This window comes from Streptomyces sp., from assembly GCF_035563135.1.
Classification (GTDB): domain Bacteria; phylum Actinomycetota; class Actinomycetes; order Streptomycetales; family Streptomycetaceae; genus Streptomyces.
On the sequence record NZ_DATMVN010000708.1, the window covers coordinates 1 to 12,463 of the forward strand.

Below are 12,463 nucleotides of genomic sequence, written 5' to 3' on the forward strand. Positions count from 1 at the left end.
GGGCCGGGCCTGGCGCGACCTGCGCGAGCAGACGGAAACCATTCGGGAGCACCTGGAGTACCTGGTCGAGCGCGGGCACCCGCTGCCCGGCGACCCCGAGTTCATCGCGGCGGCGATGGGCGCCATGCTCGTCACCCTCAACTACGCCGTGCTCGCGCCCCCCGGCGGCGAAGACGACCAGCGCATCATCGACACCCTCACGGACCTGCTGTTGCACGGGCTGGCCGGGCCGGCGTCACCTCCGGCGGATGAAGCTTGAGACCGTACCCCGCACGGCCTAAAGGGTCATGAAGGGCGAGTGCTCCAGGAGCAGGAGCCTGCGCAGGGAGGCGCGCATACGCGCCAGAACCCGGCGGCGCGGTGAGGCGGGTGCAGGCATGGCTCCCCCAGAGGTAAGGTACGCGTAGCGGCGTACCTTCATTAAGGTACGCGGATGCGCGTACCTTGTCGAGGGGTGGAGTGATGGCGGCAGACGAGTTGGCGCACCCTCAGGTCGAGGATCTGGCGGTGGGGCCCATCCTTCTCGCGCTCGCCGACGAGAACCGGCGACGGGTCATCGCCGAACTGACGGAGCGGCCGGATGAAGAGCGGTTGTGCGCGTCCTTCGACCTGCCCCTGGGCAAGTCCAGCCGCACCCGCCACTGGCGGGTGCTGCGGGAAGCGGGCCTGGTGTACCAGCGCGACGCCGGGAACGGGCTGTACATGCGCCTGCGCAAGGAAGACCTGGACCGCAGGTTCCCAGGCCTGATCCAGGCCGTGGTCGCTGCGGACGCCGGCGACGCGAGTTCCCGCTCCCGGCCGTGAGGTGGAGACGGACAGGCAGGCAGGACAGTCGCAGACGCCCCGGTGAGTGAGCGGGGCTCCTGCCGGGGCCCCGGTCCGCCGGTCTCCTCCCTGCGGCGGGAAAAATCAGCCGGACGGAATCTGGAATGTCCCCTCGGCCCATCGCCCCACATCGCGATCCTCGCGGCACGAGGTGAGCTGCGGGGCCCGGTTCCCAGGCATGCATCGGGCTTCGCTTCTGACGCCTCGGCAGCAGAACAGTCACGGTGCCGGGGCCGTGAGCGCGCTCCGATCCTGGAGCGGGAGAGCCGCGCCAGGGCCTTCATCGGATCGCGCTGGGCTCGCACGCCCTGGCACGCGCCGCCTCAAGGCCTCCGAGCCCCAAGCTTCGAACCCCAAGTTCAGGTGTCAGGCGTCAGCGACCCCGTCCGCGTGGCCGCCGGTGACGCCTTGTGCCGTGGGGCGCCGGAAAACTCCGGCTTCGGAAAACCCCGGCTTCGCGAGGGTGAAACATTTCCCGGTGGTCACCGCATCTAAAGGGTGTAGGTGAGAGGGGGTGGCGAATGAGGCAGTCCGAGGAGGGCGCCTACCGCGAGTTCGCGGAAGCCCGCATGGGTCATCTGTTCCGTTCGGCGTGCCTGCTGACCGGCGGGGACACACACCTCGCCGAGGATCTCGTACAGGAGCCAGGCGTCGTGCCGCAGGCTGGGCGGGCTCACCCCGCGGGAGTGTCCGACGACTACAACTCTGAAGGAATGACGGGCGCGTTGACGCACTTCAGCGCGCTACTCATCGTTCGGGCGAGAGCAGAAGCCAGCTTTCCCCTCAAGTGATCCTTGAAGCCGGGAATCCCTCTACCGCTGATCCTCACCTCCATCGGAAGGCCAGCTTCCTGTTGTTTGTCGGTACCAGGCACCTTGCAGGGAAAGGCTGCTACCAGCGTCCCCCTATTGGCCTCCTCGTAAGCGAAGACATTCCCGCCCACACTGCGCCAGCTCCGTGGCTGCTTACCGGACTCCAGGTCCTCGATGGAGGAGTTCGACCAACTCACCGCCGAGGAGAGCTGCTGCCTCGTGTCCGATAGGCCGATCTCACATGGCGTGGCCCTGTTCACCCAGTGAGCGGTGCTGCCCGGCTCCCAGTCCAGGGCCAGTGACGCCATCCATTTCGCCACCTCGTCGACCGACGCGAGCCGACTGTCGATCCGCAGAACACCTTCGCCCATCTGCCTGTCCAGAGCGTTGACATTCTCGGCGCCGAAGAAGTCGTCACAAGCGGCCCAGATCTCAGGAGATTCCCCACGCCTGGGCTCCTCGCCGGAACACCCGGTGGCGACCAGAGACATTGCCAAGAACAACACGCTGCCGACGACCCACCTGGTCAACCTAGTTCACCTTCTCCAGATCCTCCACCATGTCTTTTCCGGACTGGTAAGACTGCTCGACGCGCGTACTGAGGACATCTTTCTGCTCTGTCGTCATACCGAGCGTGTCCGCATAGTTAGCGACGGGGATCCAAGCCCCACGTTCGGCGATCCTTTCGTGCGTCTGGACACCCTGTACCGCTTCGTGATCGTTCTTGTATTCGTTGTCCTTCAGATATTGCAAGGTGTGGCTTCCGTAAGCCGTATTCACTGCCCCGCCTCCCGTTTCCATGAGAAGAGGCACAGCGGTGGCGGCCACAACGCCCGCCGCCGGGCCGACAACGAGAGCGGTTCCGACACCGACCACCGTGGCGACACCGGCACTGACGCCGAATTTTCGCCACTCGCCCTTTTTCTCCTCTTCCAAGTTGCGCTGCTCTTCCGGATCCTTGAAATCTTCACGAATCTGGTGGGAGCGTGCCTCGTCGAGGATTCCGTGCACCTTGGACGCGTTGTCGGCGAAAGAGAGCCCTTTGGCCTGGTCGTTCTCGAACGCGGCTAGCCCACTGGCCTCGAATACCTGTTGCGACGCCGAGAGGTACTGATACCCCTCTTCGTCACCTGCGGCCACCATCATGAAGTTCAGAGCGGCGTCCTCTCCGAAATCCGTCCGGCTGGAGCCGTCACTGGCGTGGGCGAAGAGCCCGTCACGGTCCAATTCATCGCCCGAGCCACCGAAGTTCTTGATGGAGTAGTTGAGGTCGTCGATGTAGGCCGCCCCCATACGCCCCAGACTGTCCCGTATCTCGTCGTGCGGTGCCACGTCGGAGGTGGCGCTGTAGAGGTTGACGACCTTCCGCATGATCTCGGACGTCTGCTCGTCGCGATGCAGCACGGGGGTCGTCGCATCCCAGGCGTGACCGGTCGTCGCCGCCTCGAGTGCGTGGCCCAACGCGTCGGGGCCGAAACTCCGGGCCTTCTCGGCGGCCTCGTCGCTGGGCGCCTCAAGGCTGTCGGGCGGCCACTTGAAGTCCTTGCCCGTCAGTTCTTCGAAGTAGCTGTAGTCCAGGGACTTACTCTTGTCGACGGTGCCGTCCTCCTTGTAGACCGTGGGCACAGTCCCTTCGGAGAAGAACTTCTTTGCCGCCTCGGGGCTGTGCCCGAGGGCCTCCATCGCGCTCGTCAGCGGATCGTATCCTGCGCCGGTCCTGCCTGACGGGTTGAATCCGTAGTCGAGATCACCACCACCGGTGTCCGGCTTGTTCAGCATGAACTTGTCGGGGTCTTTGTGGTGAAGCTGAACGATGTGTTCAGCGATCGGGTTGAGGAACCGGGCGTCATAGTTCCCGTACCGCAGCAGGCCGCCGAGGACCTGGTAGCCGTAGGGGTGATTCACGCCTCCAGGGCTGAGCACCAGTTGCCTGTTGCCGAGCTTGCGGAACTCCGCACCCCAACTGGTCGGCAGATGCGACTTGTTGTCCGGGTCGGTAGCGGAGGCCAGGGCCACACCCATGTTGCGCTGGAGATCCCTGGTCAGAGCCAGTCGATCCTTGTCACTGCCCTCTGTTCCGTTGAGGGACATCTGCCCATAGAATTCGAGCGCTTCCTTCGGTCCACCGATTCCACGATAGAAAGAGGTCGAGAAATCCGAATCCTTCGCATTGTACTTCATGATGCGATTGAACTCGGTGAATTCTTTTTCGGTGATTCCTGTACCCCGCTCGGCAAGTTCGAGAGCGCGCTCAGCCTGAGCGCCGTCCAGCGAGTCGTAGTTCTTGTGACCGAAATTATGCGAGTCAGTCCCATGGGCCTTGTTGAGGGCTCGGGTCACAGCGGCGTCGATCTCCATTGCGTGCGCCGTCAGGCTTGAGATGCGGTCCGCCAGTTCCTGCGCCTTGTCCAGTTGCTCCTGGGTACGCTCATCGGTGTCACCACGAACATGCGGGAAGAACCAGCGAACGGCGCCGTCACCGATGTCCTCGATCTTCACTCCGAGATTAACGATGTCCACTTCGACAGCGTTCTTCATTTTATTCTGGATTGCGACGAGCTCGGTGTGGGCGTCATCAAGAAGCCTCCAGATGGTGTTGGCCTGCGCATACGCATCGGCGAACTCCTTCCGCGTCTTCTTCACGAAGGCCCGCGTCACACTCGCGTTGACCCCGTCCCAGCGCGCGGACTCAGACTTCGCGTACATTCCCGTGTCAGCGCTTCTCGCGAGCGTCTTGAGATTGTCTACGGCCTTCTTCCAGTCCGTGACGGCAGTCCCAAGCTTTCCGAGGTCAACCTCGGCCACATCCATGAAAGTCAGGGCAGACACCGCAGGTTCCTCTACTTGAAGTACTCGTTGAGCCGTGAAACGGGCACGGTCTCACCGTTCCGCTGACGGACGGATGCGGCGATCTGAGCTTCGTCGTTGGCATGCAGCGCCTTGGAGTAGTCCAAGTGGTTGGAGATATGGGCGCATGCCTGGAGCAGTGATCTGAGCTGGGATTCCCACATCGACACGGTCGTCTCCAGCGCGAAGCCCAGACCGAAGTTGCACCCCTTCAGCGACGCCGCAGCCTGCATGGATGAGCCGGACCCGTTCTTGTCCATGCCCGCACCAGCGATGTCTCCCTGCCTTCGGAGGTGATCGTGCAGGATGAAGGCTTCATTTCCGACGGCACCCAGATCATCCTGATTGACCACCAGATCGCCCTGTCCTCCGCCCTCGCCACCCCCGGGGCCTGCTGGGACCTGGTTCATCTGCATCCTCGTCGACTGCCGTTCGGCAGCCTCGGACTTCAGATGTTCCCATTCGTCCCAGGACATAGCTTCAGAATCCTTCCCCCGTGTGCACCCTCAGTCAGATCCAATCCAGCTCAGACTACTGATTCGCTTCGCGCGCCTACAAGCACAGTCATTTTTCCGGCCGTCAATGGCTTGTTCAGCCACACACCCGTCACGGAGGCTTTTTCATCATCGGTCTGAGCTGGCCGGATCCAGGGTGAGGACAGCTTGGACGAGGGCGGTGATTCGAGTGGTCGAACATCGGAACTTGCGCAGGAGGCGCCAGGATTTGAGGGTGGCCATGGCCTGTTCGACGAGTGCGCAGATCTTCGCGTGGGACCGGTTCACCGCCTGCTGACCGGCGGAAAGAGTGTCCCAGCGCCGCCGGTACGGGATGCAGACCGGGCCGCCGGCGCCGCAGTAGCCCTTGCTGGCCCAACTACGCAACCTACAAGGCAAGCTGGGAAGAGCTCACTGCGATGGTGCTGCTGCGCCCTCGCCGGGTCACAGCCACCCGTGCTCCCGGGCGATGCGGGCCGCGACGTGGCGGTTCTCCGCGCCCAGTTTCATCGCCGCCGCCGAGAGGTAGTTGCGGACCGTCCCGCTGGACAGTGAGGCGCGGGAGGCGATGTCCGCGACCGGGGCCCCGTCCTCGGCGTACGACAGGAGTTCCGTCTCGCGGGGCGTCAGGGGTGATGCGCCCGCCGCGATGGCGTCGGCCGCGAGTTCCTGGTCGATGTAGCGGCCGCCGGTGTGGACGGTGCGGATGATCTGCGCCAGGTCGTGCGCGGACACCGTCTTGGGGACGAAGCCGCGCACCCCGACGCTCAGCGCGCGCTTCAGGGCTCCCGCCCGGGCGTGGCTGGTGACGATCATCGCGGCGCACCCGGGTGCGTCGTCCCGCAGCCGGGCGGCGACGGCCACCCCGTCGAGGCCGGGCATCTGGAGGTCGAGTACGGCGACGTCGGGGTGGTGCGCCCTGGCCATGGCCAGGGCTTCGTCGCCGGTCCCGGCCTGCGCGACGACGGTGATGTCGTCCTCCAGGCTGAGGAGTGAGGCGAGTGCACCCCGGATGAGGTGCTCGTCGTCGGCCAGCAGGACCGTGATCATTCGCCATCCTCCCAGGGGATGCGTGCGGTGAGGCGGAAGTGTCCGCCGGAATCCTGTTCGGTGGCCAGTGTGCCGTCCAGCCCGGCCAGGCGTTCCTTCAGCCCGGTCAGGCCCGTGCCGGCGCCGGGCGGTGCCCCGGACCCGCCGTCGTTCTCCATCACCAGCAGGGCCTCGGCCGGTCCCGCTGTGCGCAGCGACATGGTGCAGCGGGAGGCACCCTGGGCGTGGCGGAGCACGTTCGTCGTTCCCTCGCGCACCACCCAGCCGAGGGCCGACTGCACGTCGGAGGGCAGGCGGGCCGCGGGGCCGTACTCGATGCGGCAGTCGATGCCCGCGGCCTCCAGGACGGAACGCGCACCGGCGAGTTCGGTGTGCAGGTCGGCGGTGCGGTAGCCGCGGACCACCGAGCGGATCTCCCGCTGCGACTCCCGCGCGATGCGCTGCACCTCCACCATGTGTTCGACCGCCTCGGGCAGACCGCGGCGTGCCAGCTGCGCCGCGAGTTCGCTCTTGAGCGCGACGACCGCGAGGTTGCGGCCCAGTACGTCGTGCAGGTCACGGCCGAAGCGCAGGCGTTCCTCGGCGACGGCCAGACGTGCCTGCGTCTCGCGTGCGGCGGCCAGTTGCTCGATCAGCCGCACGCTCCAGCCGGTGGCCCGGGACGCGATGGCCATGAACGGCACCATGACGATGCTGGCGCTGATGACGAACACCAGGGCCGAACCTCTCAGCCCCGCCACGGCCGCACCGGCCAGGGACGCGACCGAGACGGCCGCCACGAGGGCCGACCCCACGCGGGGCGGCAGCGCCAGGACGGGCGGTCCGGCGTAGTACATCAGCAGCCACACCGTGTACGCCGTCATGGCACCCCCGTCGATGGGGCCGGACGTCAGGAGTACGCATCCCAGGACGGCCATGGCCACCGTCAAGGCGGTGAAGGCCGCCACGAGCCGGACGGGCCGGGGGCCGGTCGCGAGGTAGTGGTTCAGCCCGTACCGCCAGAGCAGGAACTGGATGAGGGCGTGGGCCGCGCCCAGGACGGCCACGGAGGTCCGCCAGAGCGCGTCGATGTCTTCCTGCACCACCCATATGGCCCACAGGCCGATCTCGCTGACGGCGAGAAAGCCGACGCTGCCCAGGGCGTACCGGCGGTAGCGGTCGGGGCCGTCCTGGCCGCCGAGCCGCTCGACCCAGTCCTCCACGCTCATGCTCATGCTCATGGTCCCCCACTTCCCCGCATCCGCCGGCTCCCCCTTCGACGCCCGTCGTCTCAGTGGCGCGGTCCCCAACGGAACCACTGCCGCACGCCGGCGGCCGCCGCCGCTGTCCACACCAGGGCCACGAGCAGCGCGCGGGCCTGGTCCATGCCGCCGAGGTCGCCCGTCCAGCCGCCGCGTACGAGATCCATCACCGGGGAGAAGGGCAGCCAGGCACTGATCCCGGCCACCGCGTCGGGCAGGACCTCGCGCGGCAGGAAGAGTCCGGATCCGACCATGCTCACCATCATGAACGGCAGGAAGGTCAGCTGCGCGCTCTCTGCCGTCCGCGTGAAGGCGGCCGTCAGCGCGGCCCCGATCACGAGCAGCGCCACGCCTGCGAGCAGACCGACGACCACCAGGTGCGGGGCCTTTGGCGCGGGCGCGTCCAGGACCGCCGTCAGTCCGACGGCCAGCAGCACGCACTGCACCAGCGCCAGGACCACCGCGGGCAGCGCGCCGCCGGCGAGGATCTCCCAGTCGCGCACCTCCCCCGTGCGCAGCCGCTTGAGCACCAGGCTCTCTCGGCGCGTGACGTAGACACCGACCAGGTTGGTGTAGATCGAGAAGAACAGGGCCATGGCCAGGGCCCCCGGCAGCAGGACGGTCGCCATCGACAGTCCGGTGCCTGCCAGGTCGAGGCCCTTGACCAGGCTGCGCATCGAGAAGGCCATGAGGGTCGGCAGGGCGACCGCGGTGAACAGGGCCGCCCTGCTGCGCAGGAGCAGGGTCAGCTCCGCGCGGCCGAGAGCGGCCATGCGGGCGGCAGGGCCGCGCCGTACGGGCCCGGCGGTGGTCACGGGTCGGGCGGAGGCGGTGGTCGTCATCGTGACTCCTCGTTGTCGAGGCCCTTGGCGATCTCCATGAAGGCCTCTTCCAGTGATGCGGACCGGACGTCGAGGGCGTGCAGCGTGACGCCGGTGCGGTGGGCCCAGGTGAGCAGTTCGGTGGCGGTGCGCTGCAACTCCCGGGTCTCCAGGAGGACGGTCCCGTTCTCGGTCGTGTGCCGGGTCACGCCCATCGGCGCGAGCGGGGGGAGTTCGCCGAGGAAGCGGTCCGGGGGCAGCTGGAAGGTGATCCGGGAGGGGCGCTCGGCCACCACGTCGGCCACCCGTCCGGTGGTGGCGATCAGCCCCTTGTGCATGATCGCCAGCCGGTCGGCGAGCTGTTCGGCTTCCTCCAGGTAGTGCGTGGTGAGCAGCACGGTCGTGCCCTGGAGCTTCAGCTCGCGGATCAGGTCCCAGGTGTCGCGGCGGGACTGGGCGTCCAGGCCGGTCGTCGGCTCATCGAGGAACAGCACCTCGGGCCGTCCGAGGAGGGCCAGCGCGAGGTCGAGGCGGCGGCGTTCGCCGCCGGAGAGCTGCTTGACCCTGACCTTGCGCCGGTCGGAGAGGCCGGTCAGCGCGAGGGCCTCGTCGGCGGGGCGGGCACCGCTCGTGCAGCCCGCCCACATCCGTACGGTCTCCAGGATCGTCAGCTCCGGCGGGAAGCCGCCTTCCTGGAGCATCACGCCGATGCGGTGGCGTACGGCGGCCCGGTCACGGAACGGGTCCCGGCCGAGCACCTGGACGGTGCCGCCGGTGGGCACGGCCTGGCCCTCCAGGAGTTCGAGTGTGGAGGTCTTGCCGGCACCGTTGGTCCCCAGCAGGGCGAAGAGCTCTCCGCGGGCGACCGTGAAGTCGATGCCGCGTACGGCGTCGAAGTCCCGGTAGCTGCGTTTCAGTCCGACGGTTTCGATGACGGTGTCCATGCCTCCCACACTCCCGTCGGAGCGGGCCCGGGGGCAGTGCGCTCTGTCATCGGCTTCATGTGACGCCTGTAATGCGGACCCATGACATACCTCATTGCCGCCGGAGCCCGGAGCGCACCGCCCGCCGACCCGCCGACCCGCCGGCCCATCGGCCCGCCGGCCCATCGGCCCGCCGCCGTCGCGCGGCTGTGAAAGCAGGAAATCCCCGGTCCGCAATTGCGGACCGGGGATTTCCTCACGTATATTGAGTGTTTCTGTGTGCCCACAGAAAAGGCCCCTCACCGGGGGCCACCAGAAACACCATATCCAGCAGGGAGCGGTTTTGTCAACTCGCGAAAACGTCGAATTGCAGAAGGAGCAGGAATACATCGACAGGCTCTACGACCGTGTCGACACGCTGCGCGGGGTCACCGCGCAGCACGTCGAGGACGCGTTGACGCCTGTCGGGAACGGCCTGCAGGCGCGTCACGAGCGCGATGTGCTCGTCGCCGAGCGCTCCGGTCTGCTGGCGTCCCTGAATGCGGTGGACGGCTCGCTGTGCTTCGGCCGCATCGATCTCCAGGACGGCGCCGCGCACCATATCGGCCGTATCGGAATTCGCGAGGACGACACCGAACACACTCCCCTTCTGATCGATTGGCGGGCACCGGTCGCCCGGCCCTTCTATCTCGCCACCGGACATACGCCGATGGGGCTGCGCAGGCGCAGACACCTCACCACCGAGGGCCGCACGGTGACCGAGCTGCACGACGAGATCCTCGACCTCGGGGACCGCGAACGCAGCGGCTTCGAGGACCCGAGCGGTGACGCCGTGCTGCTCGCCGCGCTGAGCTCGGCCCGCACCGGCCGCATGGGCGACATCGTGCGCACCATCCAGGCGGAGCAGGACCGCATCATCCGCGCTCCGCACCGGGGTGTCCTCGTCGTCGAGGGCGGCCCCGGCACCGGCAAGACGGCGGTCGCGCTGCACCGGGCGGCCTTCCTGCTGTACGAGCACCGTGAGCTGTTGGCCAAGCGCGCGGTCCTGGTCGTGGGCCCCAACCCGGCCTTCCTGCGTTACATCGGCGAGGTGCTGCCCGCCCTCGGCGAGACCGGCGTCATGCTCGCCACCCAGGCCGAGCTCTTCCCCGGCGTCCACGCCCACGGCACGGACACCCCGCGCGCGGCAGCCGTGAAGGGCGCCGCCGGGATGGCCGAGGCGCTCGCCCTCGCCGTACGCGACCGGCAGGCACTGCCCGAGCCGGGAGAGCCGCTGATCATCCCGCACGATGACGGTGACCTGGTCCTGGACTGGGAGATCGCCTACGAGGCCCGGCAGGCGGCCCGCGAGACCCGGCTGCCGCACAATCTCGCCCGGCCGTACTTCACGTTCCACGTCATCGACGCCCTCACCGCGCAGCTCACCGAACGCCTCGGCGCGGACCCGTACGGCGGCCCGAACTTCCTCGGCCCGGACGACGTCGCCCAGCTCGGCAAGAGCGTCGCGGCGAGCGAGGAGGTGCACGCCGCCGTCGGGGAACTGTGGCCGCTGCTCACCCCCGAGGAGTTCCTCGCCGACTACCTGGCCGAGCCGGTGTACCTACCGGACGAGGACGCGGAGGCCGTCCGGCGCGCGCCCGGCGACGGGGAGTGGACCCCCGCCGACGTACCGCTCCTCGACGAGGCGGCCGAGCTGCTCGGCTCCGACGACAGTGCCCGGCGGGCCGCCGCCGAGGCCGAGCGCCAGGAGCGGGTCGCCTACGCGCAGGGGGTCCTGGAGCTGTCCCGGGGATCGGAGTCGTACGAATTCGAGGACGAGGAGTCCGAGTTCCTGGCCGCCCACGACATCATCGACGCCGAGCGGATGGCGGAGCGGCAGGAGGAGGCCGACCACCGGAGCGCGGCCGAGCGCGCCGCCGCCGACCGGACCTGGGCGTTCGGGCACATCATCGTCGACGAGGCGCAGGAGCTCTCACCGATGGCCTGGCGGCTGCTGATGCGCCGGTCGCCGACCCGCTCGCTCACCCTGGTCGGCGACCCGGCGCAGACGTCCGAGGAGGCGGGCGTCGGCTCGTGGGAGCGAATCCTGGAGCCGTACGTCGGTGACCGCTTCGAGCATGTGCGGCTGGGGGTCAACTACCGTACGCCCGCCGAGATCATGGAGCTGGCGGCCAGGGTCGTCCAGGCCCAGGACCCGTCGTTCGAGCCGCCCGGCTCGGTGCGGTCCACCGGCGAGGCACCGTGGATGCGGGACGCCGGTGCGGATCTGGCGGGCGCGGTGGCGCGGGCCGTCGAGGAACTGACGCCCGAGGAGGGACGCCTCGCGGTGATCGCGCCGCGCGAGCTGCACGAGGAGATCGCGGCACCGCTCGACGGGGTCACGGCCGGCGCCGAACCCGACCTCACCCGTCCCGTGGTGCTGCTCGGCCCGCGCGAGGCCAAGGGGCTCGAATTCGACCATGTGCTGGTCGTGGAGCCCGGCCGGTTCGGGACGAGCGACCTGTACGTGGCCCTGACCCGCGCCACGCAGCGCCTGGGCATCGTCCACCGGGAGGAGCTGCCCGCGTCGCTGCGCTGAGGGTGCGTCCGCCCGCCCTCGGCGCTCGAAGCCCGGGACCCGGGATTCGGGCGCCGGAACGGGCCGGTTCACTCGTTCGGGGCCCGGAATGAGGGCCTCCGCCCGACGCTTGAGCTTCGGGACCCGGGCGCCGGGATCCGAGGGCCGGGATTCGAGCGATGCCTTTGACCGGTAGGGAAAGAAGGGTGGTTCGGGAAAACCTCCCCGACCTCCCTGACCCGTCACGGCCAGCAAGTATGACTAATTGTGACCGACTTGCAGCGGAGTGTGGCGACTGTTTACGGTGCGGGAACCAGACGACCCCGACACGGTGTTGGCACACCAGGCCGGGGTCTCACCGCAAGATCGAAGAAGGCGATCCCGTGGCTACCGAGCACTTTAACTTCGCCCTGCGCGCCCCCGCATCCTCGCGCCCGTACCCGATGGCCAAGCCCGGTTACGGCAAGCGCACCATGCCCGGTCAACTCCCGCGCAGTGCCGATGACTTCGCCCTGCTGCCCGCCCGTGAGCGGTACATCGCCGGGTTCATCGACCACCTGCCCGACGGTGCCTCGATGGACGTCAAGAGCCTCGCCAAGCAGCTGCCGCTGTACGGCCAGCAGGCCGTCGGTTCCGCCCTGAGGGCGCTCGCCACCGCCGGACACCTGCGCCGCGTACGGTGCCTCGTCGGCGAGTCGGGCCAGGTGCGCTGGGTCTCGCGGACGTTCTGGTCGCGCACCGCCCGCGACAACGAGTGGTGGGCCGCCATCGAGGTCACCCCGGCAGCCCCCGCAGCACCCCCCGCACCGGTGCTCCCGGCAGCTATCGCAGAGGTCCCCGCGCCGGTGTTTCCGGCAACCCCCGCCACGCCCCCTACGCCGGTGTCCCCGGCA

The 12,463-nt window shown here is 68.2% G+C and carries 9 protein-coding genes and 4 pseudogenes; 5 read left to right on the forward strand and 8 right to left on the reverse strand.

Going from position 1 to position 12,463, the window contains the following annotated elements; translation table 11 throughout:
- The 3 genes and pseudogenes from VN520_RS31445 to VN520_RS31455 form a co-directional block, all read left to right on the forward strand.
- Nucleotides 1-259 (forward strand): annotated as a pseudogene (locus VN520_RS31445) (TetR/AcrR family transcriptional regulator); the annotation flags it as partial.
- Between the two features lie 203 nt (nucleotides 260-462).
- Nucleotides 463-804, forward strand: coding sequence for an ArsR family transcriptional regulator (locus VN520_RS31450; RefSeq protein ID WP_325750335.1), 342 nt, complete (start codon nucleotides 463-465; stop codon nucleotides 802-804).
- 542 nt (nucleotides 805-1,346) lie between these two features.
- Nucleotides 1,347-1,469: pseudogene (locus VN520_RS31455) on the forward strand (SigE family RNA polymerase sigma factor); the annotation flags it as partial.
- A gap of 53 nt (nucleotides 1,470-1,522) precedes the next feature.
- On the opposite strand, the gene VN520_RS31460 reads toward VN520_RS31455, so the two are convergent.
- The 8 genes and pseudogenes from VN520_RS31460 to VN520_RS31495 form a co-directional block, all read right to left on the reverse strand.
- Nucleotides 1,523-2,167 (reverse strand): hypothetical protein, encoded by a 645-nt coding sequence (locus tag VN520_RS31460; protein WP_325750343.1) that lies wholly within the window; start codon nucleotides 2,165-2,167, stop codon nucleotides 1,523-1,525.
- Between the two features lies 1 nt (nucleotide 2,168).
- The gene (locus VN520_RS31465; RefSeq protein ID WP_325750336.1) at nucleotides 2,169-4,466 is read right to left on the reverse strand and encodes a hypothetical protein; all 2,298 of its coding nucleotides are present in this window, start codon (nucleotides 4,464-4,466) and stop codon (nucleotides 2,169-2,171) included.
- Between the two features lie 11 nt (nucleotides 4,467-4,477).
- Nucleotides 4,478-4,960 (reverse strand): hypothetical protein, encoded by a 483-nt coding sequence (locus tag VN520_RS31470; protein ID WP_325750337.1) that lies wholly within the window; start codon nucleotides 4,958-4,960, stop codon nucleotides 4,478-4,480.
- Between the two features lie 147 nt (nucleotides 4,961-5,107).
- Nucleotides 5,108-5,365 (reverse strand): annotated as a pseudogene (locus VN520_RS31475) (transposase family protein); the annotation flags it as partial.
- Nucleotides 5,366-5,422: 57 nt separating this feature from the next.
- Nucleotides 5,423-6,028 carry a response regulator transcription factor gene (locus VN520_RS31480; protein ID WP_325750338.1) on the reverse strand — a complete coding sequence of 202 codons (606 nt, stop codon included), beginning with the start codon at nucleotides 6,026-6,028 and terminating at the stop codon, nucleotides 5,423-5,425.
- Nucleotides 6,025-7,248, reverse strand: a complete 1,224-nt coding sequence (locus VN520_RS31485; RefSeq protein WP_414720007.1) for a sensor histidine kinase — start codon at nucleotides 7,246-7,248, stop codon at nucleotides 6,025-6,027. Before VN520_RS31485 ends, VN520_RS31480 begins: the two co-directional genes overlap by 4 nt.
- Nucleotides 7,249-7,298: 50 nt before the next feature.
- Nucleotides 7,299-8,111, reverse strand: a complete 813-nt coding sequence (locus VN520_RS31490; RefSeq protein ID WP_325750339.1) for an ABC transporter permease — start codon at nucleotides 8,109-8,111, stop codon at nucleotides 7,299-7,301.
- Nucleotides 8,108-9,034 carry an ABC transporter ATP-binding protein gene (locus VN520_RS31495; protein WP_325750340.1) on the reverse strand — a complete coding sequence of 309 codons (927 nt, stop codon included), beginning with the start codon at nucleotides 9,032-9,034 and terminating at the stop codon, nucleotides 8,108-8,110. The genes VN520_RS31490 and VN520_RS31495 overlap by 4 nt, the downstream gene beginning before the upstream one ends.
- A 346-nt stretch (nucleotides 9,035-9,380) precedes the next feature.
- On the opposite strand from VN520_RS31495, the gene VN520_RS31500 reads away from it, so the two are divergent.
- Entirely contained in the window at nucleotides 9,381-11,591 is a 2,211-nt protein-coding gene (locus tag VN520_RS31500) for a helicase (protein ID WP_325750342.1), read from the forward strand.
- 362 nt (nucleotides 11,592-11,953) lie between these two features.
- Nucleotides 11,954-12,463 (forward strand): annotated as a pseudogene (locus VN520_RS31505) (MarR family transcriptional regulator); the annotation flags it as partial.

Bases quoted from the DNA above. Each gene is read 5' to 3' on its own strand.
- VN520_RS31450 (WP_325750335.1), top strand. From the start codon at position 463: ATGGCGGCAGACGAGTTGGCGCACCCTCAGGTCGAGGATCTGGCGGTG.
- VN520_RS31470 (WP_325750337.1), bottom strand. From the start codon at position 4,960: ATGTCCTGGGACGAATGGGAACATCTGAAGTCCGAGGCTGCCGAACGG.
- VN520_RS31480 (WP_325750338.1), bottom strand. From the start codon at position 6,028: ATGATCACGGTCCTGCTGGCCGACGACGAGCACCTCATCCGGGGTGCA.
- VN520_RS31485 (WP_414720007.1), bottom strand. From the start codon at position 7,248: ATGAGCATGAGCATGAGCGTGGAGGACTGGGTCGAGCGGCTCGGCGGC.
- VN520_RS31490 (WP_325750339.1), bottom strand. From the start codon at position 8,111: ATGACGACCACCGCCTCCGCCCGACCCGTGACCACCGCCGGGCCCGTA.
- VN520_RS31495 (WP_325750340.1), bottom strand. From the start codon at position 9,034: ATGGACACCGTCATCGAAACCGTCGGACTGAAACGCAGCTACCGGGAC.